General features: G+C 56.8%; 24 protein-coding genes. 22 read left to right on the top strand and 2 right to left on the bottom strand.

The window, feature by feature from the left end; all coding sequences use genetic code 11:
* The first annotated feature begins 320 nt into the window (after nt 1-320).
* The 13 genes from F6X42_RS35405 to F6X42_RS35345 all read left to right on the top strand — a co-directional run bounded on the left by F6X42_RS35405 (nt 321) and on the right by F6X42_RS35345 (nt 11,408).
* Entirely contained in the window at nt 321-1,121 is an 801-nt protein-coding gene (locus F6X42_RS35405; protein WP_281394073.1) for an amino acid ABC transporter ATP-binding protein, read from the top strand.
* Nucleotides 1,118-1,771 carry an amino acid ABC transporter permease gene (locus F6X42_RS35400; RefSeq protein ID WP_187638605.1) on the top strand — a complete coding sequence of 218 codons (654 nt, stop codon included), beginning with the start codon at nt 1,118-1,120 and terminating at the stop codon, nt 1,769-1,771. The genes F6X42_RS35405 and F6X42_RS35400 overlap by 4 nt, the downstream gene beginning before the upstream one ends.
* A complete protein-coding gene (locus F6X42_RS35395) occupies nt 1,768-2,424 on the top strand; it encodes an amino acid ABC transporter permease (protein WP_187638604.1) in 657 nt (218 codons plus the stop codon). The genes F6X42_RS35400 and F6X42_RS35395 overlap by 4 nt, the downstream gene beginning before the upstream one ends.
* Nucleotides 2,425-2,483: 59 nt before the next feature.
* Nucleotides 2,484-3,326, top strand: a complete 843-nt coding sequence (locus F6X42_RS35390) for a substrate-binding periplasmic protein (RefSeq protein ID WP_246530378.1) — start codon at nt 2,484-2,486, stop codon at nt 3,324-3,326.
* A gap of 95 nt (nt 3,327-3,421) precedes the next feature.
* A complete protein-coding gene (locus tag F6X42_RS35385; protein WP_187638603.1) occupies nt 3,422-3,898 on the top strand; it encodes a MaoC/PaaZ C-terminal domain-containing protein in 477 nt (158 codons plus the stop codon).
* Between the two features lie 40 nt (nt 3,899-3,938).
* Nucleotides 3,939-5,444: a class I adenylate-forming enzyme family protein gene (locus tag F6X42_RS35380; RefSeq protein WP_187638602.1), complete on the top strand. Its 1,506-nt coding sequence runs from the start codon at nt 3,939-3,941 to the stop codon at nt 5,442-5,444.
* Nucleotides 5,441-6,325 carry a nitrilase-related carbon-nitrogen hydrolase gene (locus F6X42_RS35375; RefSeq protein ID WP_187638601.1) on the top strand — a complete coding sequence of 295 codons (885 nt, stop codon included), beginning with the start codon at nt 5,441-5,443 and terminating at the stop codon, nt 6,323-6,325. The genes F6X42_RS35380 and F6X42_RS35375 overlap by 4 nt, the downstream gene beginning before the upstream one ends.
* A gap of 56 nt (nt 6,326-6,381) precedes the next feature.
* Nucleotides 6,382-7,191 (top strand): aspartate/glutamate racemase family protein, encoded by an 810-nt coding sequence (locus tag F6X42_RS35370; RefSeq protein ID WP_187638600.1) that lies wholly within the window; start codon nt 6,382-6,384, stop codon nt 7,189-7,191.
* Nucleotides 7,188-7,655, top strand: a complete 468-nt coding sequence (locus tag F6X42_RS35365; RefSeq protein WP_187638599.1) for an acyl-CoA thioesterase — start codon at nt 7,188-7,190, stop codon at nt 7,653-7,655. Before F6X42_RS35370 ends, F6X42_RS35365 begins: the two co-directional genes overlap by 4 nt.
* Nucleotides 7,656-7,701: 46 nt before the next feature.
* Nucleotides 7,702-8,373 carry a TetR/AcrR family transcriptional regulator gene (locus tag F6X42_RS35360; protein WP_187638598.1) on the top strand — a complete coding sequence of 224 codons (672 nt, stop codon included), beginning with the start codon at nt 7,702-7,704 and terminating at the stop codon, nt 8,371-8,373.
* A gap of 249 nt (nt 8,374-8,622) precedes the next feature.
* The gene (locus F6X42_RS35355) at nt 8,623-9,414 is read left to right on the top strand and encodes an SDR family NAD(P)-dependent oxidoreductase (protein WP_187638597.1); all 792 of its coding nucleotides are present in this window, start codon (nt 8,623-8,625) and stop codon (nt 9,412-9,414) included.
* A complete protein-coding gene (locus F6X42_RS35350; protein ID WP_187638596.1) occupies nt 9,415-10,596 on the top strand; it encodes an acyl-CoA dehydrogenase family protein in 1,182 nt (393 codons plus the stop codon).
* Nucleotides 10,593-11,408, top strand: a complete 816-nt coding sequence (locus F6X42_RS35345; protein WP_187638595.1) for a polysaccharide deacetylase family protein — start codon at nt 10,593-10,595, stop codon at nt 11,406-11,408. Before F6X42_RS35350 ends, F6X42_RS35345 begins: the two co-directional genes overlap by 4 nt.
* A gap of 194 nt (nt 11,409-11,602) precedes the next feature.
* On the opposite strand, the gene F6X42_RS35340 is transcribed toward F6X42_RS35345, so the two are convergent.
* Nucleotides 11,603-12,412, bottom strand: a complete 810-nt coding sequence (locus F6X42_RS35340; RefSeq protein WP_187638594.1) for a citryl-CoA lyase — start codon at nt 12,410-12,412, stop codon at nt 11,603-11,605.
* 280 nt (nt 12,413-12,692) lie between these two features.
* Here F6X42_RS35340 and F6X42_RS35335 point away from each other — a divergent pair, with 280 nt between their 5' ends.
* The 9 genes from F6X42_RS35335 (at nt 12,693) to F6X42_RS35295 (ending at nt 24,561) form a co-directional block, all read left to right on the top strand.
* Complete coding sequence (locus F6X42_RS35335) at nt 12,693-13,361, top strand: TetR/AcrR family transcriptional regulator (protein ID WP_246530377.1); 669 nt, start codon at nt 12,693-12,695, stop codon at nt 13,359-13,361.
* Between the two features lie 506 nt (nt 13,362-13,867).
* Nucleotides 13,868-15,451: a phytoene desaturase family protein gene (locus F6X42_RS35330; protein WP_187638592.1), complete on the top strand. Its 1,584-nt coding sequence runs from the start codon at nt 13,868-13,870 to the stop codon at nt 15,449-15,451.
* Between the two features lie 69 nt (nt 15,452-15,520).
* On the top strand, nt 15,521-16,270 hold the full coding sequence (locus F6X42_RS35325; RefSeq protein ID WP_187638591.1) for an electron transfer flavoprotein subunit beta/FixA family protein: 750 nt from the start codon (nt 15,521-15,523) through the stop codon (nt 16,268-16,270).
* 28 nt (nt 16,271-16,298) lie between these two features.
* A complete protein-coding gene (locus F6X42_RS35320; protein WP_187638590.1) occupies nt 16,299-17,234 on the top strand; it encodes an electron transfer flavoprotein subunit alpha/FixB family protein in 936 nt (311 codons plus the stop codon).
* Nucleotides 17,235-17,653: 419 nt separating this feature from the next.
* The gene (locus tag F6X42_RS35315; protein ID WP_187638589.1) at nt 17,654-19,315 is read left to right on the top strand and encodes an electron transfer flavoprotein-ubiquinone oxidoreductase; all 1,662 of its coding nucleotides are present in this window, start codon (nt 17,654-17,656) and stop codon (nt 19,313-19,315) included.
* Nucleotides 19,316-19,773: 458 nt separating this feature from the next.
* Nucleotides 19,774-20,589 carry a substrate-binding periplasmic protein gene (locus tag F6X42_RS35310; RefSeq protein ID WP_222945840.1) on the top strand — a complete coding sequence of 272 codons (816 nt, stop codon included), beginning with the start codon at nt 19,774-19,776 and terminating at the stop codon, nt 20,587-20,589.
* An 85-nt stretch (nt 20,590-20,674) separates the two neighbouring features.
* The gene (locus tag F6X42_RS35305; protein WP_187638587.1) at nt 20,675-21,943 is read left to right on the top strand and encodes an aromatic ring-hydroxylating oxygenase subunit alpha; all 1,269 of its coding nucleotides are present in this window, start codon (nt 20,675-20,677) and stop codon (nt 21,941-21,943) included.
* A gap of 65 nt (nt 21,944-22,008) precedes the next feature.
* On the top strand, nt 22,009-23,097 hold the full coding sequence (locus F6X42_RS35300; protein ID WP_187638586.1) for an FAD-binding oxidoreductase: 1,089 nt from the start codon (nt 22,009-22,011) through the stop codon (nt 23,095-23,097).
* Between the two features lie 315 nt (nt 23,098-23,412).
* Nucleotides 23,413-24,561 (top strand): porin, encoded by a 1,149-nt coding sequence (locus F6X42_RS35295; protein ID WP_187638585.1) that lies wholly within the window; start codon nt 23,413-23,415, stop codon nt 24,559-24,561.
* Between the two features lie 407 nt (nt 24,562-24,968).
* Here F6X42_RS35295 and F6X42_RS46100 read toward each other — a convergent pair.
* Nucleotides 24,969-25,215: hypothetical protein (locus F6X42_RS46100; RefSeq protein WP_222945839.1), on the bottom strand; the 247-nt coding region annotated here is incomplete at its 5' end.

Genomic DNA, 25,215 nt, shown 5'->3' with positions numbered 1-25,215 from the left:
CACAAAGCGCGCCGACTAGTGGCGAGTGGTCGAAGACAACAGGAAGGCGTGGTTAAGTCATCTCCCAACACCCCCGAAAACTTCGGGTAAACGTGAATCAAATGACTGACCCGAACGACGGAAAAAACTTTTTTGACGTGGCCAGGATTCAGGCATACTGACTCATCGGTCGAATTTAATGGTTTGTGAGTATTTAAAAGATCGTAGGTACGCCGTAAATTGTGCTCGTGATCCGGAGGGGTTCTCCGGACGTGAGCGTGATCGGTGCCAGGAGGGTATTGCCACGCTCGCGATGCGCAATCGACACGCAAATGATGACCATGACTGATCTCTCGGCAGTGGGTATGAAGCAGACAACAAAGTCCAGTGGGGCAAGTCCCCTGTTGCAGCTAGATGCAATCGACAAATCCTTTGGCGAACACAAGGTGCTTGGCGGCGTAAATCTGAGCATGTCGGCAGGAGAGGTCGTAGCCGTGATCGGGCCGAGCGGGTCTGGCAAGAGCACCTTGCTGCGTTGCATTAACCAGCTTGAGCCGCCGACTGCCGGCAGCGTGACTGTCGACGGGGTGACGATCAAGGCCGACGAGAAGCCGAGCCGGTCGGCACTGAATCACTTCCGGCGAGCACTGGGGATGGTTTTCCAGTCGTTCAACCTGTTTCCGCATCTGACGGTCCTTCAGAACGTCAGCCTCGCGCAGCAACGGGTGTTGGGTCGTACTAAGAACGAGGCAGATGAGCGTTCGATCCAACTCCTGACGCGTGTCGGTCTGGCAAGCAAGGCTAGCCAGTATCCGTCGCGATGTTCGGGCGGGCAGCAGCAGCGCATTGCAATATCCCGCGCCCTCGCGCTCGATCCAAAGATCATGCTGTTCGACGAACCGACCTCAGCGCTCGATCCCGAAGTGGGGCTGGAAGTGCTCGCAGTAATGCGGGAACTCGCGGATGAGGGTATGACGATGATGGTTGTGACTCATGAGATGCGATTCGCTGAGAACGTCTCTGATCGCGTCATCGTGATGGCCGACGGTGGAATTCTCGAGGAGGGGGCCAGCAAAGACGTGATGCGCAATCCCACCCACGACCGGGTGCGCCAATTTCTCTCTGCTGTGAGGGATCGATGATGGGCATTATTCAAAGTGTCGGCGGAATGCTTCTGCAGGCGGTTCCGTGGACGATCGGGCTGACAGTTTTCGCTTTTGTCGCCGGATCCATACTCGCCATCCCGATGTGTGCGTTGCGCGTTTCGCGCTCCGCTGTCGTGCGGGGCGTGTCGATGGGAGTCATTCTTGTGATGCGATCGATCCCACCGATTGTTTGGCTGTTCATCATTTTCTTCGGGATCGGTAGTGGCATACTGCATCTGAGTCCTTTTGCATCCGGTGTTATCGGCCTGGCTCTGATCACTGCGGCAAATCTTGCGGAGATCTATCGAGGTGCGATGAAAGCTGTACCTCTAGGGCAGTTTGAAGCATCCAAGGTGCTCGGATTGTCTCGGTGGCGACAGTACGTTGACGTGCTGGGCCCGCAGATTTTCCGCACGGCACTGCCGTCTTGCGCGACGTACGCCATTGGCTTGGTCAAGGATACCGCGGTCGCTTCCACAATTGGGGTACCGGAGATCGCCCAGGCGGCCTATCGTGCATCGCAGGCGACCTTCAAAGGCATCGAAGTCTACGCGGCGGCCGGCTTCATTTATTTCGTAATCAGCGTACTAATGGCGTGGGGATCGCGCGCTCTGGACACACGACTTCGTATGAGTATTGCACGATGAAAGAGATCTTGGACCTTTGGCTCTCCTGGTTGCCCAGCCTCGTAGCCGGGCTCGGGATAAGCCTGGAAGTAACAGTCGCGTCGCTTGTGCTGGGAATCCCGCTGGGGCTTGCTCTCGCGATCGGTGTGGGTAGTCCGTCAAAAAGCTTCCGAGCAATTTCCGTCGTGATCGTCGAACTTGGTCGAGGCGCGCCCGCACTGATACTCCTGCAGTTTCTCTACTTTGGACTGCCTACGGTTGGACTTACGCTCTCGTCATTTTTTTCGTCTGTCGTAGCACTTGCGCTCAGTACGGGCGCATACACAAGCGAAATCATGCGTGCCGGTCTTGTGTCAGTTCCGTTCGGTCAGCGGGAAGCTGCCTATGCGATAGGCCTCAGCACCAGAGACAGCTTCAGGTTGATCATCCTGCCGCAGGGCTTGCGAGTGGCCATTCCGCCGCTGCTTGGATTTGCGCTGGTCATGCTGCAGACGACTTCGCTCTGTTTCACGATTGCACTGCCGGAGCTCGTCAGCCGGGCTAATGACATCGGGTCGAGCACCTTCCGTTACATGCCGGTGCTGGTCCTGACCGGATTTTTATATGCGTCCATTTGCGTGCCTTCAACTCTGCTGATCGGACGCATGGAGAAGCATCTGTCGCGGCATGAGTAGGAGGTGGCATTCAATGTCGCATCGTGATGCATTTTTCTGTAGATAACGAGGAAAGCGTTTTGAAGAGCCAGAATGTCAAGATTATGGGAGCGGTGTTAGGCGTGATCGGGTTCCTCACCGTGACGACAAACAGCTTTGCTGCTTGTACGCCCGTGCATAAGTTCGAGACGATCAATACGGGGACGTTGTCGGTCACCACCACATCCTATCCGCCCTTCGACAATGTCGACGCCAGCGGAAAGTTCGTCGGTGTCGACGCAGAAATCCTCGAGAAAGTTGCCGAGCGCGAATGCGTCAAGATCAGTCCGACTCTCGTAGATGCATCCGCGTCGATTCAGTACGTGGTGACGGGGCGCGCGGACATGTCGTCGGGGTCTTGGTATCGCACAGCGGCGCGCGCAAATGTCATGGGCGTCTCCACCCCGCTCTATCTCGAACAGATGGGCGTCTATTCGAAACAGGGCTATTCGAAGCTCGCCGAGCTGACCGGAAAGACGGTGGGCACGGTTCAGGGGTATCTCTGGGTCGCCGACTTGAAGAAGATTCTTGGCGAAAATCTGAAGCTATACCCGACGGCGGTGGCGCTAGCCCAAGACCTCGAGGCAGGTCGAATCGATACTGCGATCAACACTTACAACGCGGGTGTGGATGCGCAGAGGAAAGGTGGGTTCAAAGGTTTCAAGGTTGTCGCCCTGCAACCCGATTCGCGAGTCGCGCCGTCAGTGCATCCCGCCCAGATCAGTTTCCTCTACGCGAAGTCGAACAATGAACTGGGAAAGGCGATCAACGAAGACATCGACGAGATGCAGCGCAAGGGCGAAATCGCGGCGATTCTCAAGAACTACGGCTTCGATCCGAAATCGGCAAGTACTGGCGCGCCCCGCTTTGCGGACGTGCAATAGCACTTTTTGACAGGCTTTGGTGTTTCGCGCCGAGGCCATGAAAGAACGTCGGGCCAAGAAATGTTCGGCCTTACTACAACATCAGAGGAACAGACATGAGCGCCGCAATCGGGCAGAACGCAAAGTTTTACGATGAACTCGACGTTGGTACGGAGTGGGAAAGTCCGCGTCGCACAATAACCGAAGCCGACATTGTCATGTTCGCTGCGATCACTGGTGATCACAATCCGGTGCATACCGATGAAGAGTTCGCAAAGAACACGGTCTTCGGTGGGCGTATTTTGCACGGTCCAGCAGCGTTTGCGATCGCAACGGGGCTCGAAAGCCGCCTCGGCATCAAGGAAGGCACGGCTGTAGCCTTCCTGGGTATGACGTGGGACATGCGCGGTCCAGTAAAGATCGGTGACACGATCCACGTCTACGAGAAGGTTACTGGCAAGCGAGAGACCAAGAAGCCATCCGTCGGTATCGTCAATTTCTATGTCGCTATCCGTAACCAGCGCAACGAGGTGGTGCAGGAAGGCGAATGGAAGGTGATGATGCATCGTCGTCAAGAGGAAGCGGCTGCATAGTAAAACGGGAAGGTGGTGTCAGGCATAGAGGCTAGAGCGGATGATCAACACGGACATTGAAAAGCAGGCTGTGCGCGGCGGCAAACACGCTGCCCTGGTGGGAACGACGAACTCATTTTCGTATGCGGAACTGGTGGATGAAATCGCGCGAACGGTAGCGCGGTTGAAGGAGCGGGGCTTCGACGGCGGCAAGGCGGTTGCCGTTCTGACCGAAAACCGCATCGAACAGATGCTGGTCTATTACGCCGTTGCGAAGCTTGGAGGGCAATTCGTTCCTGTCAATTCGAGTCTTAGCGTATCTGAAATTGCCTACATCATCGACCACGCAGAAGCGACGGTGCTGATTTACGACGAGCGGATGAGAGAGGTCGCGGAGGCAGCCCTCAATCAGGACGTGAAGACACCAGGTCTCCTGCTTGACGATTTCATGGCGACTAACCCATCGAATGTCGATCGCCTTCCTGTCTCCGAACTCGGGAACGAAAGTGGTCTCTTCCTGATGGTGTACACGTCGGGTTCAACCGGTCGCCCGAAAGGAGTAGCGCTCAATCAGGCGGCCGAAGTCGCGGGCAATGCCTCGCTGATCGAGATGTGGGGAATGGGGCCGGACGACGTGAATGTCATCGCGTTGCCGCTGGGATATCACTATGGACTTTCCACGGCAACTGGCGCGACGCTGCAGTCTGGAGGCAAAGCGGTCGTGCTTCGGCGATTCCATCCGCGCGATGTACTCGACGCGCTCCAGCAGCATAGGGCGACGATTTTCCAGGGCGTTCCGACAATGTTCGCCATGATGCTTGAGTACGCGGAACAGAACTCGCTGGAAATCGACTTGTCATTCATGCGATTGCTGATATCGGCAGGCGCGCCGCTGTCGAAAGATCTTCGCCGACGTTTCGCGCTTCGGTTCAACAAGGAGATCGAGGATTATTACTCTCTGACCGAGACTCGTCCCGTGTTCGGGCGGTTCTGGAATGATACGACACCCGTGCCGGAAGGAGCGATCGGCAAGGCCGCGCCGGGTGTGCAACTGAAGATCGTCGACGCGGACGGGCGCGAGGTTGCTGAAGGTGTGACAGGGGAGGTCTATGTCCGGGGACCATCGGCAACGCTCGGGTACCTGAAAAATGAGGCTCTTACCCGGGAACTGTTTTGTGGCGATCTCATCCGCACAGGAGACCTCGGATACCGTGACTCGGCTGGCTTCTACTATTTGACCGGGCGTAGCAAGGATCTGATCATCCGGGGAGGAGCAAACATCGCTCCTGCCGAAGTGGAGCAGGTGCTGGGAACGCACGAAGCAATCGGCAGCGTTGCAGTGATCGGCGTGCCGGATGAGAAATTCGGTCAGCTTGTTGCGGCATACATTGTTCCGCGGTCAGGCTATCTCCCGCCAGATGAAGTGCTGAAGGCGCACTGCGCCGGCAAGCTGGCTGACTTCAAGATTCCAGCGTTCTTTGTACCAATGTCAGCGCTTCCTCTCGGCGCAACGGGGAAGGTCGACAAAAACGCGCTCCTTGCGCACTGGATGGAGGCCCGCCAATGAGCGCACTTCTGCCAGTTTCAATCGCATCTTTCGGGACAAGACGGTATCCGACGCTCGCGGCGTTGGGCAATCATGTCGAGACACTCGCCAGGCAGGCTGCCTCTGCGGGTAGTCGAATCCTGCTGCTTCCGGAGTTGGTTTCGACCGGGCTCCTCTGGACAGATCCGGACGCATCCAGAGTCGACAACGCAGGAGTGGGAGCGTTTTATCGCAAAGTGCTCACACCGATGTTTGGCGCCTACAAGCAAATGATGTCGGCACTAGCCGGCAAGCACGGCCTGGCAATTGCCGGTGCATCATTCTGGCATGAGGAAGACGGCGTCGCACGGAACAGTGCGTTTGTGTTCATGCCGGATGGCGAGATCCTGCGACAGGACAAACTGCATATGACTCGTGGGGAGCGGGCTATCCAGACCCATGGAGGCGACGCGCTGATGTCGTTTGATGTGTGGGGCGTGAAGTGCGGTCTATTTGTCTGTTACGACGTCCAGTTTCCGGAACTGACGCAATATCTTGTGAGAGAAGGCGTGGAAGTTCTGCTTGTCCCATCACTGACGGAGGATCGTGGCACTTGGCGGGTCTGGCATAGCGCGCATGCACGGGCGCTGGAAAACCAGATGTTCGTCTGTGTTTCGACGCTCGTCGGTCCGATGGATATTCCTAACGACTACACGTCACTGCTAACCGGTCGTGCATTCGTGGCATGTCCGATCGACAACCGGTTCAAGATCGGCGACGGCACATACGCGGTCGGTGCGGAGGGTGAGGACCTTCTGAACGCCACGCTGGACCTCGAAGTACTGCGGCTATCGCGTTCGCGTGCAGAGGTTCGACAGCTTACAGACCGGCGGCCTGATCTATATGAGCGATTGCAGTCTTGACAGACCGCGCTTGAGATCAGCATCGAACCAAACACGCACTTCCATCTGGAATGAGAATGACACGTCGCATCAACTTCATCAATCCCTTCGGCACTCGCGCGTATGACGAACTGATTCATGAAACGCTCTTACACTACGCGGCTGCAGATACCGAGCTGACGATTTCGCACCTCGAAGGGTGTCCGGCCGACCCCGACTATTTCTATCCCAAGCATCTGATGGAACTCGCTCTCCTTGAGGCAATCCAGGACGCTGAGGAAAAAGGCTTCGACGCGGTCATCTCGGGATGCTGCTATGACCCCGCAGTCAGAGTCGGGCGTGAAGTCGTCAACATTCCGGTTGTTGGTCCAATGGAAGCATCCTTGCAGTTCGCGCCGTTCTTCGGCAAATCGTCGGCCGTAGTAACTGATCACCGCAAAGCGTGTGAGTACATGCAGGAATACGCTCGTACGACGGGGCTCGATGGCAATATTCGCGGCTTCGAGGTTATTGACTGGTATATCCGGGACATGATCAAGAATCCCGATGCCGTCGCTAAGGACGTGATCTCGGTGGCCGCTTCGTGCGTTGAGAAGACCCGTGCAGAGTGCATCATTCTCAACTGCACGATCATCGCCGCATGTTATCAGCAGCACTTGATGAAGGGCGGCGACACTGCGGTCGTACCCATCCTGAACCCGAACCTGATGGCGTTGAAGATGGCCGAAAGTATGGCCGATCTTCATAAGGCGGGTGCCTATCAGATTGGACGAACCGGGTACTACACGCGTCCGGACGCAGGCCACTATCAAGATGTATCGCGCGATACGCGTCGAGCGTGGAAAGATGCCGTGCCGACGCTGAGCAAAGTCTTTACTCAATCATGAGTGTGGCGCAAGAGAGCCGGCCGGTCGGCGCACTCGATACCTTCCGCGGAGTTGTCTACCCGAGCCAGTCGGACGCGATGGGCCATATGACGGTTCAATATTATGTGGCTGCTTTCGATCAGGCAATGTGGCACACGGTCGTTGAACTGGGCTATGACCCGGAATGGCGGAGCACCAAGCGACAAGGGTGGGCCGATGTTCGCTACGAAATCGACTTTCGCGGCGAACTTAGGGTTGGTGACCTGTTCCGAGTTGAAAGCCGGGTTCTACGTTGCGGGCATACGTCCTTGCGCACCCAGCACAGTCTTCTCGCTCTCACGGGCAACGTCGCGGCAGATGTGCTAATGACCTCAGTATACTTCGATCTTTCGAGCCGCAAGAGCATTCCGCTCCCGGAGGTAGTCAGACGTCGAGCCGAAGATCTATTCCCGTCTGAAGGCGCCGAAGGCTGTGCCAATCCATAGCCAACGCACGCGCCAGTCGCGTTGTGATGCCGGAACACAGGGAGATATGAAGATGATCAATCGTCGCGAAGAACTGAAAGCCCGGAAGCAGGCGTACGTGCAGGACGAAATCCTGATGTCTGCGGTGAGTCTGTTCGCCCGTCGCGGATTCCGCGCGGTGACGATCGACGACATTGCTTCAAGCCTTGGTTACACCAAGTCCGTCGTCTACTACTACTTCAAGAGCAAGAGCGAGATTCTCTGGCAGATTTTTTTGCGGAACTACGATGAGTATTTCCAGATGATCACATCTGTCACTGAATTGGGGCTAGGACCAGAGGAGACGCTCAGGCGGCTAATACTGGATCATGCATTGCATGTCATGGAGCGCCCGGAGTGGAACGCGATTTATTGGCGTGACGAAACTGAACTGAACGAACATCAGCGTCAGCAGATGGCAGATCGCAAGCGCGAGTATGGCGTGCGGATCTCTGCGATCTACGCTGACGGTGTTGCTGAGAATCGGTTTCGAAAAATCCCTACCGGTGTCGCCGTGCGCGCAATTATTGGCATGTGCAATTCGTTGTCGACCTGGTTCAGGCCTGACGGGCGTTTGTCGGCCGCTGACATCGCGGAACACTTCGTGACGATGCTGATGAGCGGCTTTGTTGCCGAAACCGGCGAGGCGTCGAGGAAATCCGCAGTCCGCCGCCAATCTGCGACAGCACTCAATTCTTGAGTCGGGCTGCCTTCGCAACCGATCCATGTGTGTCAAGAACTGTGACTATGGTTGCCAACGCCGGCGGCTGGCGCGAGCATGTGCTCCTTCTGCGCGCCCAGCCAATGGCAACCCGGGTGAAATGATTTTGATTTTTTGATCGATTGGAGCATACTGACCAGCGGGTCTAAAATTTAATTTGACGGGTCTAATTTTGCGGGATCAGTTGATTGCACAAACCGATCGGCCGCAGCCATGTGGAGGATATTCATGACAGATCTGAAGAATCGGGTCGCCGTTATCACGGGTGGTGAGAGTGGTATCGGTCTGGCCATCTCGCGGACGTTATCGGCGCTGGGCGTGAAACTGGTGATCGGTGGCATCCTTGAGGAAGAGGGGAAGCGCGTTGCTGAAGAGCTGAATGCGGGAAGCCCAACCGTTTTCGTTAAGACGGATGTGCGCAGCGAATCGCAGGTCGAAAGTCTGGTGAAAGAGGCCGTATCGCGCTTTGGCAAGCTTGACATCATGATCAATAACGCGGGCGTGTATGACGGTTCCGCGAGTCTGATGGACACCAAAGAAGGTCTCTGGAACCAGATCATTGATATCAATCTGAAGGGATGTTACTTCGGTTGCCGCGCCGCGCTTCGCCAGATGATTGAACAGGGCACCGGTGGGCGGATCATCAACACGTCCTCGGTCGGCGGGTTGCGTGGTGCTGCGGATGGGGCTTCGTACACCGCGGCGAAATTTGGCGTAGTGGGACTAACGCGCCAGATCGCGTGCGACTACTCAGAGCTCGGAGTCACCGTCAATGCAATCTGTCCGGGAGCAATCGAAACAGACGTTCGCAAGAATTCCGGCGCGATTCTTGGCGAGCACGCGGTAAACATGAATCGGGGCGTGGGCTCGGACCCCGACGCATACAAACGCACGATTCCGGCTCGCCGGCGTGGCAAGCCGCAGGAAGTCGCCGACGTCGCGGTTTTCCTCGCGTCGGATGCGGCAAGCTACATTACGGGTCAGGCAATTGCAATTGATGGCGGATGGACGGCAACGTAAATGGACACTCTCGGATTCTCGGATGACGAACTGGCGGTAGTGGAGGCAGTACGGCGATTCGTCTCGAAGGAAGTACGGCCGCAGGTCGCAAGGCTCGAGCGGGAACAGCTTTTCCCGACTGAACTTTTGCAGGGCATAAAGGAACTGGGTCTTTTCGGACTTGCGGTACCTGAGCAGTACGGAGGCCTCGCGTTGCGCTTACCCGTCTTTGCATCAGTGATGGAAGTACTCGCAGCCGGCTGGACAACCTTGGCGGCCTATATCAACAGTCACGCGACGGTGGCCTACGCTATTTCCACGCATGGGACCGAGCAGCAACGTCAGCGATACCTGCCGGGTATGGCCACAGGCGCCGAGCGAGGATGTCTCTGTCTGACAGAACCAGGTGCCGGTTCGGATCTCCAATCGATTTCGACAGTTGCCGTGTCTGAAGGTGGAACGTACCGGGTTCGCGGGGACAAGATCTTCGTCACGAACGGAGAGAAGGCTACGATCCTGCTGACTCTGGCACGCACGGGTAAAGACGAGTCGACGGGCAAGCCGAAGCTCAGTCTTCTGGTGGTTGAAAAAAAGACCGTCGGCGTTTTGGTTGGCAGCACGTTCCATAAGATGGGCTTCGGGCTAGTGGACACGGTAGAGATCCGGATCGAGGATGCTGAGCTCCCGAAATCGGCTCTGCTTGGTACGCAGGAGGGACTTGGCATGAGGCACCTGCTCGACAGCCTTGAAATCGGCCGCATCGCCATTGCGGCCAGCGCGGTGGGACTAGGGGCTGCTGCTCTGGAAGAGGCAACGCGTTACGCGAGTGAACGAAAAGCTTTCGGCGTCACCATTGACCATCACCAGGCAGTGCAACTGCGTCTGGCAGAAATGGCCACGAGACTCGTGGCGGCGCGGTTGCTGACGGCTGAGGCTGCGCGCAAGAAGCAGGCCGGAGAGCGAGCTGACATGCTCTCCGCGATGGCCAAACTCTTCGCGAGTGAAGCTTGCGCGCAGATCGCGCAGGACTCTCTGCGCATACATGGTGGATACGGCTACATCAACGAGTTCGCGATCGAGCGCATCTACCGCGAAGCCCCGCTTTATCTTGTTGGAGAAGGCACGAATGACATCAACAAGCTGGTCATTGCGCGCCGAATCATGGAGGGCGCAGATGCCGACACTTTGGGGTTGCCATCATGACTACTGCCATTCTCAGCTTCGATTTTGATGCCCTTGCGATCTGGATGAGCACGTTCAAGCAGGTCACGCCGACGCCACTGTCACGAGGAGAGTATGGTGCGACGGTTGGTATGCCGCGTATCCTCGAGATGCTGGATCGGCGGGGTGTCAAGGCAACGTTCTTCGTACCTGCGCACACAGCGAGGACTTTCCCTCAACTGACCCGACGTCTTGTCGACACAGGCCACGAGGTAGGCGTGCACGGACTGATTCACGAAACGCCGGTGGGTCTGTCGCTGGATGAAGAACGCTCCGCGCTACACGAAAGCATTGCGATCCTCGCGGACATCACCGGGAAACGCCCCGTCGGATACCGGTCGCCAGCCTGGGATTTGAGCGAGAACACAATCGCGCTTTTGGAAGAGGCGGGTTTGATCTACGACAGCAGCCTGATGGCTGGTGACTTCAAGCCCTTCTTTGCACGCAAGGGCGACGTAATGAGTGCAGAAATGTTCCAGTTCGGGACAGACAGCGACGTGCTGGAGTTTCCAGTGGCATGGGAACTGGACGACTTTCCGTACTTCCAATTCGTGACGAAGCCGATCAACCAAGGGCTTCGACTGACGGAGGATGTGCTTTCGTTGTGGAAGGGAGAGTTTGACACAGCGAATGAGGAAGAGGGGGTTTTTACGCTAACCAATCATCCCGAAATCATTGGCCGAGGTCCGCGTGTAAAGATGCTGGAGCAACTTATCGCTTACATGCAGTCGAAAAGCGATGTGAAGTTCATGACGATGGGCGAGGCCGCTCTGGAGATCCGGCATTCCGCATAATGCAGACATTGACGCGAGGCTTGTATGGCGGATACTGAAACCTGGAATTGAAGATAGAAAGGATCGCCGAACCGGCGATCCTTATTACTTCGGAGACTGATTCCTGAGAGCAATGCTAGCCGAACTCTAAAAGAGAGGGGGGCGTTGCGAGACGCCCCCCTCTCTTCTTGTACAGCGAGCGATTCTGCCGTTAGCTAGCTGATTGCGGAGAAGTCCCCAACCAGATCACGCTTCTCGACTGTGTACGCAACGTCCTGGTCATCAACGGTCCGAATGCGGATCTTGCTGCTCAATTCCTCCGAGATGTGCGCTACGACACCCGGCATGGTAGAAATCAATGCGAGCCCGGTCATTTCTGCCGGCGTGAAAGCCATCTGAGCGAGGATCGCGGCCATCATGCCAACGTCATTGATGGCAAGATCCGGCTTGTTTGCGCGACGGATGAAAGCGGCATGGACTGCCTCGTACCAGTCACACATTTCACCCCAAACGCCATTCTCCGACGCGATCGTCTTGAGTTTTTGCGCGCGCGGATCCTGGAACTTGAAATTCGGGTGGCCGAAGCCAGGTACTCGCTGGCCATTTGCTCGCAATGAAACGACGAGGTTGTCGGCCGCCACATCCATCGTCTCCGAGCCCTTCTTGAATTCGGCATACGTGTTCGCAACAAATGCACCTGCCTGGTCGGGAGCCAACGTATATTCCCCGGCAGACAGCACGGCGGTTGCGAGACCTGCAACCATCGAAGGATTGCCTGACACGCAGTAGCGTGCCGCGACCGTACCCGGCTTCTTCAGTGCGTAATCCAGAACAGCGCACAATATCGCATCCATCACTGCCGTTTCGCCCGGCGTCGGAAGCTTCCCTCGAATCAAAAGAAAGCTGGCTGAGGAAAACGACAGTTTGCCGATGATCTCGCCAAGATCGTAGCCTCGGATCAGAACATTTGCGTCGCTGACGACGCTCACGGAGCTTTGCCACGCCGGCTTGTGTTCGTTAGACATATCTGTATCCCATTTAGACATTCGACCCCATTTACGTGGTCGGCACAACGATAAAACCTTATCGGTCGCGAAAATGTACTAGCCGGAATGATAATTGTCCAGTGGGTCAAATTTTGAGGTTGACCTACCGCGACGATTTGTTCTACTTTGTTGACTTGCTAGTCAAAAAAAATGACAATCAAATTATGGTTGCTGGTGGATCTGGTTTGCCCGGATGCCTGGCAACTCCAACCGATCAACTATGTCTGCGCTATTTTTGCGCCCGGACGAGGATGCACACTTGAAACAGGACAAGCGAGAAGAACTGAAGGCTCGGAAGCAGGCGTACGTTCAGGAAGAGATATTGTCGTCGGCAGTAACACTATTTGCGGCACGAGGGTTTCGTGCCGTGACCATTGACGATATCGCGTCCAATCTCGGGTACACGAAATCGGTGGTCTATTACTACTTCAAAAGCAAGAACGAGATCCTCTGGCAGGTGTTTTCACGGATTTACGACGCTTATTTCGCGAGCATTTCGTCGATAATCGAGGCCGAACTACCGCCGCAGGAGGCGATGAGCCGGATCATTCGCGCACACGCAACCCACGTGATGGAGAGCCGCGAATGGACTGCGATCTACTATCGCGACGAGAGTGAACTGACCGAGAAGCAGCAGAAGATCATCCTTGGACGCAAGCGCGAATATGATGCAATCATTGAGGGCGTGTATCAGCGCGGAGTGGACGAGGGCGTGTTTCGGCCCATTCCCACTGCAGTCGCCGTTCGGGCAATTCTCGGAATGTGCAACTGGCTTTACACCTGGTACAAGGAGAGCGGCCCTTTGCCCGCGGCAACAATTGCTGACCATTGTGTTTCGATGCTGACTGACGGTTATCTGGAGCCTGCCTCGTCGAAGATCCAGAAGGCATCTCAGGGTAAATCCCAATCTCGGGCTGTGAAGGCCTGATCCTTCCGCCGGGGCACTCCGCCCCGGCGGCGCAATGACTGGCGACCTGTCCTTTGCGTGTCAGGGCTTGCCATGCTCTTTCTCTTTCCCGATACATTCGCCGCGCGGCGCCCGCCCAGCCTGTCGAACTCCCCGACTGAACGGTTTACATCGCACGCTTGATTTCACCGGGGAGCATCGCCCCTTGCGTGACGAAAATTTGGCGATATATACTTGGTGGTCAGTTTTTTAATCCTGATAGTACAAGTAAGGTTTGCGAAACGGCTACGCCGGATCGGACGTGTGCTGCGGACGTCCTTTCACCGACTGTGGCATCCGGACGCTACGCCAGTCTGGCCCTCGAAGAACGACGCAGGTGATCATGGCGTCCGATGACGGAGTAGCCAGGTCAGGTGCGACGGGCGGCAGAGAGGTCGGCGGTCTGTTGTGTCTTGTCTTCCTTTTGTCGTACCAGTCGGGCGGACAGTTTGTTTCTGATCACGCACGCTTTTTAACAGGAAAAAGGTATGGCCGATTTTGATGTAGTGATCGTCGGGGGCGGGCATAACGGGCTGGTCTGTTCAGCGTATCTGGCTGAGGCAGGCCTGAAGGTAAGCGTGCTGGAGCGACGCCCGGTGATTGGTGGCGCCGCGGTGACTGAGGAGTTGTGGCCCGGATTTCATCTTTCGGTGGCCTCCTACTGGATGTCCCTTTTGCAGCCAAAGATCATGCTGGATCTTGAACTGCGGCGCTACGGCGTCAAGGTGCTCGAAACCGCACCCGGCTTTCAGCCGTTTTCGAATGGGACTAGCATCGTTTTCTGGCCGGAGACGAAGCGGATGTGTGAGGAACTTGCGAAGTTCTCTCCTGCGGATGCCGAAGCGTATCCCCGCTACGTTGCGCATATGGAAGCGCTCGTTGTTGAACTGCGCAAACTCCTGTTCGAGATTCCGGTGGATCCGACGACAGGCAAAGCTTCGGATATCCTGAAGGCGTTGTCGTTCGCCTGGCGCTTCCGGAAGATTGGTGTCCGTTTCTACGACCTTTGGGATCTTCTAACACTGAGCGCGTATGACTATCTGAAACGCTGGTTTTCGAGTCCTGAAGTGCTGACGATCTTCGGCTGTTACGCATCCGGAAGCGGCGGCAACATCGGCCCGAAGAGCCCCGGCTCTGCATACGTCCTTTCGCGCCCTTTCCTGCGTGATCCGAACACCGCCGCAGGTCCCGGTGGACTTGTCGAAGGCGGAATGGGGAGCATCACCCAGGCCTTGAAACGCTGCGCGGTCGATCGTGGTGTCGTCGTACGGGAGAACGCGGAAGTAGAACGCGTGATCGTTGAAAACGGTACGGCTAAAGGTGTCAGGCTGGTCGGAGGTGAAACCGTGAAGGCCCGCGCTGTCGTGAGCAACACGGCGTCTAAGGTTCTTTTCCATCGCCTGCTTGATCGGAACGTAGTCCCCGACGAAGTCTACGACGCAGTCAATCGCATCCGTACCGACTCTTCATGCTTCAAGATCAACCTCGCAACCAAGGCGCTGCCCCAATGGACTGCGTTGCAGCAAAGAGGGATTTCAACTCCGCCGGGGTCTATCACGATTGCCGAAAATCTTGAGGAGCTACAACGCGCCTTCGAAGCGGCGGGGCATGGAGAGATGGCGCAGCGTCCGTATATGTGGATTCTCACTCCGAGTGCGGTGGACCGTAGTGCAGCCCCGGAAGGGATGCATACGGTCAGCATCCTCGGCGGGCACGTTCCATATCGCTTGAAAGAGGGCACTTGGGATGATGCGGCGCATGACCGCCTCTTCGATATCGTGATGTCGCAGATTGAAAGGTACGCGCCGGGCTTCCGCGAAAACGTGTTGCATCGTCAAGTGCTCGCACCACCTGACATCGAGCGCATTTTCGCGTTGCCGGGAGGACACGTTCACCATGGCGAGCTCAGCCTGGATCAGGTGTTTTTCCGCCGGCCGATCGCTCATTATGCCGACTATCGAACGCCGATTAAAAATCTCTTCCAGTGCGGAGCATCCACCCACCCTGGCGGCGGTGTTACCGGTGTCCCGGGACATAACGCGGCCAAGATCATCGTTGCGGCGATGAAGTAACCGCACGTCTTGAAGAAACAACTGGCGTGTCTGGGTAGCGAGACACGCCAACTGCAACTCAGGTGTTCTATGAAAATTCTAGTTCCGGTGAAAAGAGTAGTTGATTACAACGTGAAGGTCCGCGTGAAGTCGGACAACACGGGTGTCGACCTTGCGAATGTGAAGATGTCGATGAATCCGTTCGACGAAATCGCGGTTGAGGAAGCAGTGCGTCTGAAGGAAGCGGGCGTGGCGACGGAAGTGATCGCCGTGTCGGCAGGTGTGACGCAATGTCAGGAAACGCTGCGCACGGCGCTGGCGATCGGCGCGGACCGCGCGATCCTGATCGAATCGAATGAGGACCTGCAGCCGCTGGCTGTCGCGAAGCTGCTGAAGGCGGTGGTCGACAAGGAACAGCCGCAGCTCGTGATTCTCGGCAAGCAGGCCATCGACGACGATTCGAGCCAGACCGGTCAGATGCTGGCCGCGCTGGCAGGTCTGCCGCAAGCGACGTTTGCATCGAAAGTTGTAGTTGCCGATGGCAAGGCGACGGTGTCGCGTGAAGTGGATGGCGGCGCGGAAACGCTGTCGCTGACGCTGCCTGCAGTCGTCACGACCGATCTGCGCCTGAACGAGCCACGTTACGTGACGCTGCCGAACATCATGAAGGCGAAGAAGAAGCCCCTCGAAACCATGAAACCGGAGGATCTGAGCGTCGATGTCAGGCCGCGTCTGAAGACGCTGAAGCTCAGCGAGCCGCCGAAGCGCTCGGCTGGCGTGAAGGTGGCCGACGTGAAGACGCTGGTCGAGAAGCTCAAGACGGAAGCCAAGGTGCTTTGATTTTTACGGGCACACGGAGACGAATGAAATGACGATTCTGGTAATTGCTGAACACGACAACGCGGCGCTCAAGGCAGCGACGCTGAATACGGTGGCTGCCGCGCAGAAGATCGGCGGCGACGTTCATGTGCTGATCGCGGGTCACAACGCGCAAGGCGCGGCTGATGCGGCTGCGAAGGTGGCAGGCGTCGCAAAGGTACTGCTGGCCGATGCGCCGCAACTGGCCGAAGGCCTCGCGGAAAACGTCGAGGCGACGGTGCTGAATGTCGCGAAGGACTACTCGCACATCCTCGCGCCGGCTACGGCTTACGGCAAGAACATCGCGCCGCGTATCGCTGCAAAGCTCGACGTCGCGCAGATCAGCGACGTCACCGCTGTTGATAGCGCCGATACGTTCATGCGCCCGATCTACGCGGGCAACGCGATTGCGATCGTGCAATCGGCTGATCCCATCAAGGTCATCACAGTGCGTTCAACGGGCTTCGATCCGGTTGCAGCCGAAGGCGGCAGCGCGACGGTGGAGAAGATCGAAGCCGCCGCGGACGCGGGCATCTCGCAGTTCGTCAGCCGCGAAGTGACGAAGCTGGATCGTCCTGAACTGACGTCGGCGAAGATCATCGTTTCGGGTGGCCGTGGTCTGGGTAGCGGCGAGAACTACACGAAGGTGCTGGAGCCGTTAGCCGACAAGCTCAGCGCGGCGCTGGGTGCATCGCGTGCGGCAGTGGACGCGGGCTTCGTACCCAACGACTATCAGGTCGGTCAGACCGGCAAGATCGTCGCGCCACAGCTGTACATCGCGGTTGGTATCTCGGGCGCGATCCAGCATCTGGCAGGCATGAAGGACTCGAAGGTCATCGTCGCGATCAACAAGGACGAAGAAGCGCCGATCTTCAGCGTCGCGGATTACGGCCTTGTCGGCGATCTGTTCGCGGTCGCGCCGGAGCTGACCAGCGCGCTGGCCTAGCGTAGGACAGAAGCGCTGTGGCAGAAGCCAGAGCAGATCGGAGGAAACCCGTCACGAAGTCACGCGACAAATCGCTGAGAGCGCTCGTTGAAAAGTGGCTGGATCCAGCTTTAATGGATCGGGTAAAGGTGACGCGTTTCGCGCACGCCGATCCGGACGATGGCGGTATGTGTGCGTTGAGGCAAAGGTGTCTTCCGGTTCATTCGCATACGTATTCTTCCGACACGACGGAGGGTTCTGTGCATCTACCCGCCAACGCTGTTGAAAACTGATCCACTCACCGCGCCAGTCCCACCTCTGGTAATGCAATACGAGAGGCACGTGCCCACGGCAGGTGCTCATGGAAGCAATGCATCTTCTGCATAGCAACATCGGCAGAAGGCGTTTTTAGGCTGAAAAGCAGGATAGGTCGTGAAGACATGGCTGACAGAGCGCCGAAGGTGCGTGAATCGATCGAATATGACGTAGTGATCGTCGGTGGTGGGCCAGCAGGCCTGTCCGCTGCGATCCAGCTGAAGCAGTTGGCAGTAGGCAGGAACGTCGCGCTGGGCGTCTGCGTGCTTGAAAAAGGCTCGGAAATCGGGGCACATATTCTCTCGGGAGCGGTGATGGACCCGCGTGCGCTGAACGAACTGATCCCGGACTGGAAGGAAAAAGGTGCGCCGCTAGACGTCGAAGTGACGGAAGACCGCTTCCTGTTCCTGAGCCAAACGGGCGCGAAATCGGTGCCGAAGTGGGCGCTGCCGGACAACTTCAGGAATCACGGCAACTACGTGATCAGCCTCGCGAACGTCACGCGCTGGCTGGGCCAGCAGGCCGAGGCGCTGGGCGTCGAGATTTTCCCTGGTTTTGCAGCGGCCGAAATCCTGCACAACGACGATGGTTCCGTCAAGGGCGTCGCGACCGGCAATCTCGGCATCGGCAAGGACGGTGAGCCGACCGGGAATTTCCAGCTCGGCATGGAACTGCACGCGAAGTACACGCTGTTCTGCGAAGGGGCGCGCGGGCATCTTGGGCGCCAGCTCTCGGACAAATTCAGGCTGCGCGACGGCGCCGATCCGCAGGTGTACGGCATCGGCATCAAGGAACTGTGGGAAATCGATCCGTCGAAACACAAGCCGGGTCTGGTGATCCACACCGCCGGCTGGCCGCTCGATACGCACACCTACGGCGGCTCGTTCCTTTACCACATGGACAACAACCAGGTGGTGGTCGGCTTCGTGGTCGGCCTCGGCTATTCGAATCCGTATCTGTCGCCGTTCGAGGAATTCCAGCGCTACAAGACGCATCCGGCGATCCGCGCGGTGCTCGAAGGCGGCAAGCGCGTGTCGTATGGCGCGCGGGCGATCACCGCCGGTGGCCTGATGTCGCTGCCGAAGCTGGTGTTCCCCGGTGGCGCGCTGGTGGGTGACGACGCGGGCTTCCTGAACGCATCGCGGATCAAGGGCTCGCATGCGGCGATCAAGACCGGCATGCTGGCCGCCGGAGCCGCGTTCGATGCCGTGCAGGCTGGGCGCACCAGCGACGAACTCACGGCCTATCCGGAGAGCTTCAAGACGTCGTGGCTGCATACCGAGCTGTACCGCGCGCGCAACTTCAAGCAGTGGATGAGCAAGGGCCTATACCTCGGCACGCTGATGGTCGGCATCGAGCAGAAGCTGCTGGGTGGCAACGTGCCGTGGACGCTGCATCACCAGCATTCCGATCACGAGATGCTCAAGCCGGCTTCGCAGTGCACGCCGATCACGTATCCGAAGCCGGACGGCAAGCTGACGTTCGACCGTTTGTCTTCGGTGTTCATCTCGAACACGAATCACGAGGAGAACCAGCCGGCGCATCTGACGCTGAAAGATCCGTCGGTGCCGGTGAACGTGAACTGGCAGACCTATGCCGGGCCGGAGGCGCGCTATTGCCCGGCGGCGGTGTATGAGTTCGTCAAGAACGACGACGGCAGCGAGCGGCTCGTGATCAACGCACAGAACTGCGTTCACTGCAAGACCTGCGACATCAAGGACCCAACGCAGAACATTGTGTGGGTCACACCCGAAGGCGGCGGAGGTCCGAACTATCCGAATATGTAGGCGCAGATGACATCCAGGAGCGTTTCATTTCGGCTGGCGTATCTCTGACGGGGGGCGCCAGTTTTTTTATCTGCGATTCGCTTCTGGAAAACCGCTCCGAGCGTTCGTGGCGAGAAACATGCAGAGCACCATGGACAAGGCCCAACCGAACAGCGCGTGAGGGTTTTCCCACCCCAAAAAATGTTTTTGATCAAAGCGCACAAGGCGCATACTGATCGGACAGTTTTTTGAACGACCAGTACGACAGTTTTTACAGACTAAGCCACGACTGCTGATTCGGGCGGGTTTCAGTGGCTGGAGATGAGTAGTACCTGTCCGGCCGAAAGGTCACTTCGCCCGGGTGCAGTTAAGAAGTAAAGCAATGTCGGTCGCGATCAATTTTACCGGGGCCGAATCAGACGGGTCGTCATGTGTTTCTTTTCAATTGGGTCAAAAGAGAGCCTGAAATGAATAACGCTATGTCCAAGCTTTTCGCTACGTGTGTCGGTATGGTCGTCGTCGCGTCGGCAAGCGCGCAGACGTGCAAACCCCTGCACAAGTTCGATACGATCAACCCAGGCGTGCTGACGGTGTCAGCGACGGTGTACCCGCCCTTCGATAATGTCGACAAGGACGGTAAATTCGTCGGTGTGGACGCAGACATCCTGAGAAAGGTCGGCGAGAAAGAGTGCCTCCAAGTCAACGCGACGTCAGCGGACTCGTCTGCTTCGATCCAGTATGTTCTCAGCGGGAAAGCTGATGTTTCCTCGAGCGCCTGGTATCGCACAGCGGACCGCGCCAAGGTAATGGGCGTGTCTAACCCGGTCTACACAGACCTCGTTGGCATTTTCTCTCGCGAAGGCTACACCAAATTTAGCCAGCTTGACGGCAAAAAGGTCGGAACCGTTCAAGGTTATCTTTGGGTGAGCGACTTGAAGAGTCTGTACGGCGACAAGTTGAATCTCTATCCGAACGCGGTGGCGCTGATTCAGGATCTTCAGACAGGCCGTATCGACGCAGCGGTGAACGGCTACGTGCAAGCGAACATCGCATCGAAAAATGGAGAAATGCCTGGGATGAAGGTATTGCCGGCCGAGCCGGACAAGCGGGTCAAGTCGTCGGTGCTGCCCGCGCAGTCTGGCTTTCTGTACACGAAGAGCAACACGGGTCTGGGAGATGCCCTGAATGCCGATATCGCCGATATGCAGAAAAACGGCGAATTGATCGAAATTTTGAAGGCGCATGGCGTTGATTCAAGCGTAGCCAAGGTCGGGGAAGCGCGATACGTCCAGTGATTTGAACGCTTCAGGATCCGGCCGACCTGAAGCGGTTTGCTTAATTGTAGGTTTGAGCTCAGTTTTGTCCGCGGAGTAGCAACTTATGCCTCATCAACCGATCATGTTTCAGAAACCCTTTAAAGCCGAAGGGTCGCAAGGTTTCCGCCAGAACCTGTCCGAACTGCTGGCGAATCAGCAGTCAGGGCTGACTCTTCAGCAACCGTTCTACAACTCCCCTGAGATCTATCGTCTGGAGGTCGAGAATCTTCTGATGAACCGATGGCACTGCGTAGGGCATGTAAGTTCGATCCCGAAAGCAGGCGACTACTTTCTATTCGAGTTCGACTCGGAGTCTGTGATCGTAGTACGCGGAGAAAACGGCGAAGTGCACGCGCACGCGAATGTGTGCCGGCATCGTGGATCGAGAATCTGCTCGAAACAGTCAGGGCATGCAAATGGCGGGGTCCTCGTTTGTCCGTACCATGCATGGGTCTACAAACTCGACGGAAGTCTGAGAAATGCTCGCATGATGCCGCCGGAGTTTGATTCGGGTAGTCATGGCCTGAAACCGGTGAATGTCGAGGTCGCAGAAGGGCTTATTTTCCTGAACCTGTCCGATGAGCCTCGTGAGTTTTCGGTGGTTGCGGAAATGCTGAGTGCGACTGCGGGCAAGTTTGGTTGGGGCGACGCGAAAGTCATCCACGAGGAGCGCTACTCGATTGACGCCAACTGGAAGCTGGCGCTCGAGAATCAGGTGGAATGCTATCACTGCGGCCCCTCACATCCTGAATTCTCCCGCGTTCATTCGCAAGGTCGTCCCAACACCGAGCAGATTACTGAGCAGACGAGAGCGGCGCGCGGCGAACACGGGATCGATATTTCGCCGATCGACAAGTGGGCAGAGCGGGAGACGCGTGGAGAAGAAGCAGTATTCGTCGAGCGTCATGGCATGTTCAACAATGCGCTGACTGCGAGCGATGGCGGGCAGCCGGTGGCCCCACTGATGGGAAACGCCAGCGGCTATGACGGACTGTTCACGATCATGTACGTGGGACAGTTAAACCACTTCCTCGCGTACAGCGACTACGGCGCAATTTTCCGTTACACGCCAAGATCGGTGACGCAAACCGATTTCCACGTGACATGGCTCGTCCGGGGCGACGCAAAAGAGGGCGTCGATTTTGACAAGGAGAAAGTGACGTGGCTATGGCGCATTACTGCGGCCGCTGACAAACGTATCGTCGAAGAAAACCAGATCGGTGTGAATAGTCGATTCTATACGCCGGGACCTTACGCCGATCCTATCGAGGCGAAGACCCAGCGGTTCATCGACTGGTACCTGAGCGAGATGTCTTTGGCAGCCCAAGCCTGACGTCATCGAACGCGCTGATGCACTCGTTGTGTGTTGATGCTTTCACTTGGTTGACGTAGCGCGTCGTGGGCTACGTCAACTTTTCCATTGCCTGCAATCGGTTCTCAGTCAGGAAAATGCCTCAGTTTTCTAAGTATCAGGTGATCGAGAAGATTGCCGAGTGCGATCTCATATCCTCGTTTGTTCTCGCCCCGACAGACGGGCTCGAGGTCCCTTCGTTCGTCGCGGGACAGCATTTGACCGTGCGGATTCCCGAGGGACTTTCCCGCTCCTACACAATTTCGAGCAGTCCGTCGGATCGCTCGAAATATCGTTTGACGATCAAGCATGAAAAAGGCCGGGACGCGGAAATGCCGGCAGGGAAAGTATCAACTTTCATGCATGACCGTGTATCAGTCGGCTCGGTGCTCGATATCGCGGGACCTTATGGTGCTTTCCACCTCGACCCCACAAGCGATCGGCCGGTTGTGCTGCTTAGTGGTGGCGTCGGGATCACACCAATGATTAGCATGCTGCATGTGCTTGCTGACACGACGCGACAGGTCAGCTTTGTGCACGCGTGCGACAACGGGACGCTGCATGCATTCCACGACGAAGTAGGCCGTCTTGCAACGACCCGGCCGGGAATATCCTGTTATTTCATATACAGAAATCCCACAGCAGCCGACCTGGAGGACCAGCGGCATCATAGTTCTGGACTCGTTACCGCGAATCAGCTACGGGCCTTTTCTGCGCAGGACAGCGACTTCTATCTCTGTGGCCCGTCCGGCTTCATGCAGATGGTCCACGACGGGCTAACTGATGCTGGCGTTAGTCACGATCGCATACGGTACGAGAGCTTTGGTCCCGCGACGGTGCTATCTCCAAGATCGCAGGCCGTGCAGTCCAAAGTGACCGAGGCGCTTGTGGTTTTCGAAGGGTCCGGCCTTGAAGTGGAATGGGACGATTTTTCGGGAAGCTTGCTGGATTTCGCGGAAATGAATGGTGTATATGCGGAATCGGCGTGTCGCTCGGGGTCCTGTAACACCTGCGAATGCAGCCTGCTCGAAGGGCAGGTCGATTATTTGATTGAACCGGCCGCACCGTTACCTGCAGGACGTTGCCTGCCATGCGTCGCGAAGCCAGCCTCGGTAAAAGTACGTCTCGACATCTAACTTTGCCACGTTGTGTAACGTCGATGGCGTCGACCGAAACATGAGTTGCAAGTTGTCCTGAGAGTGGACCTGTTGGACATATTCAACAATACACTCTCTGGGATGGAAAGATTTTTGACGAATCGAGCAATTCATGCATACTGACTAAACAGTCAAAAAAACCGATCTGTAGGTATATACGTCAGACAGGCGAGTTGGCTGTTCTGCTGTGATGGCAAGACTCTAGCTGTCTAGTGTGTTGAGCCAGTAATCGAAAAGTGCCAGCTTTCGTCCAAAAAAATTAAACTTCGACAGCTCATAAAGGTAGGATTACATATGAAAAAAGTACGCTCGATAGCAATGGTTGTAGCTTCGCTCTTCGCCGCAGTGACGGCGCACGCTGAATCTTCCGTCACTCTGTATGGTGTAATCGATGAAGGCATCGATTACACGAACAACAGTGGCGGCCATTCTCTGTGGCATATGCGCGATGGCACGTACGACGGTGTTTATGGCAGCCGATGGGGGCTGCGCGGCACGGAAGACCTTGGAGGTGGGCTCAGCGCGATCTTCAAGCTTGAAAATGGTTTCAGTCTGGAAAATGGCCAGTTGCGGCAGGGCGGGCTTTTATTCGGTCGTCAGGCCTATGTCGGTCTCACTCACGCCAGCTACGGTACGGCTACGTTGGGTCGTCAGTACGATTCCGTTGTGGACTTCCTGCAGCCGGTGACTGCACCTGGCCAGTTTGGTGGTCCGATCGTTCATGCGGGCGACATCGACAACACTGACAATTCGTTCCGTGTCAATAATTCGATCAAGTACGCAAGCCCGACGTTTTCTGGGTTCCAGTTTGGCGGTATGTACGCCTTTACCAATACCAATGCACCGGGCCGCGGCACGACCGGCATGTGGAGCGTAGGTGCGACATACTCGTTCAGCGGTCTGACCGTGGCTGGCGCTTACGAGTTCGCCAAGAACCCCGCGTTGCTCTTCGTCGACGGCAATTTTGTCGCTAACACCACGGGCGCGGCCATTGGTGCAAGCGGCCCGTTCAGTTACGTGGGTAATCCGAAAAACGAGCAGGTGTTTGGCGCTGGCGCGACCTACGAACTGGGGAGAGCACTGTTCGGCCTGGACTACACGAATACGAAGTTCGATGAAGCGAACGGAACGCTTGCCACCGTCAAGTTCCAGAACTACGAAGCATTCGGGCGGTACAACCTGACGGCTGCCTGGTCGGTTGGCGGTGCATATAACTACACGCACGGCGACGTCGGTTACAACTCTACGGTACCGGTCTACCACCAGATCAGCCTGACAACCACGTACTCGCTTTCGAAGCGTACGGCGATCTACGCGATGGGTACATACCAGAGGGCAGCTGCAGGGGCGACGCAAGCCGCCATCTTCGATGGTGTCACGGGGGACGCATCCAGCAACAATCACCAGCTCGCGTTCCGCCTTGGGATGTACCACAAGTTCTGAACCGCCTGATCTCCAAGCAGTTGAGCGACAGTGGCCAGTCTTCGGACTGGCTTTTTTCCTTGACGCAAATTTGCGGTGATTTTTGGGTGTACTTGCTGAGATCGATGATTGCTATCAGCGACAGGTAGAGCACGACTCCGAGCCCGGCGATACCAATCACGAGGCCAGTGAAGCGTGTCGTCGTGCCGCACACCCCCGAAGCCATGCCGGCACGTTCCTTCTGAATCCACGGTCATGCCAACTTTCGTGGTCTCGCTATTGAGCAAGCCTGCGCCAATCCCCAATCCCTGTGATAAGCATGCCGGTAACCATCGGCGGTTCTTTCGTGTACACGGCCTTCGGGATGCGATCAGTGCCTTCATTCCTCAATTCTACGGAACGTCGGCGTCCACTTCTTTCAGCCCACCTCAGATGGGCTTTACCGTAAGCGGCTCGCGATGGCCGTCGTAGACGGGCGCAAGAATCGGCATCAAAGTGATGTCCATCATTTTCGAAGTGGTGGACACCATTTTGTCAGAGCCAACTCGGAGGCCTGGCAGCCGTAAAGGCCGCCCGAACCATAGTCCCGAATTCCGCCGTCGCCTGGCGATGGCAGCTTGTGAATCAGGGGTGTCAGTCGCCAGGTTGGCCCGTGAGAACGGCTTGAACGCGAAC

Origin of the sequence: Paraburkholderia podalyriae, assembly GCF_014397785.1 — a bacterium.
GTDB classification, from domain to species: Bacteria; Pseudomonadota; Gammaproteobacteria; order Burkholderiales; family Burkholderiaceae; genus Paraburkholderia; species Paraburkholderia podalyriae.
The sequence above is the reverse complement of the archived record's forward strand: the minus strand, read 5'-3'. Positions and strand labels throughout refer to the sequence as shown.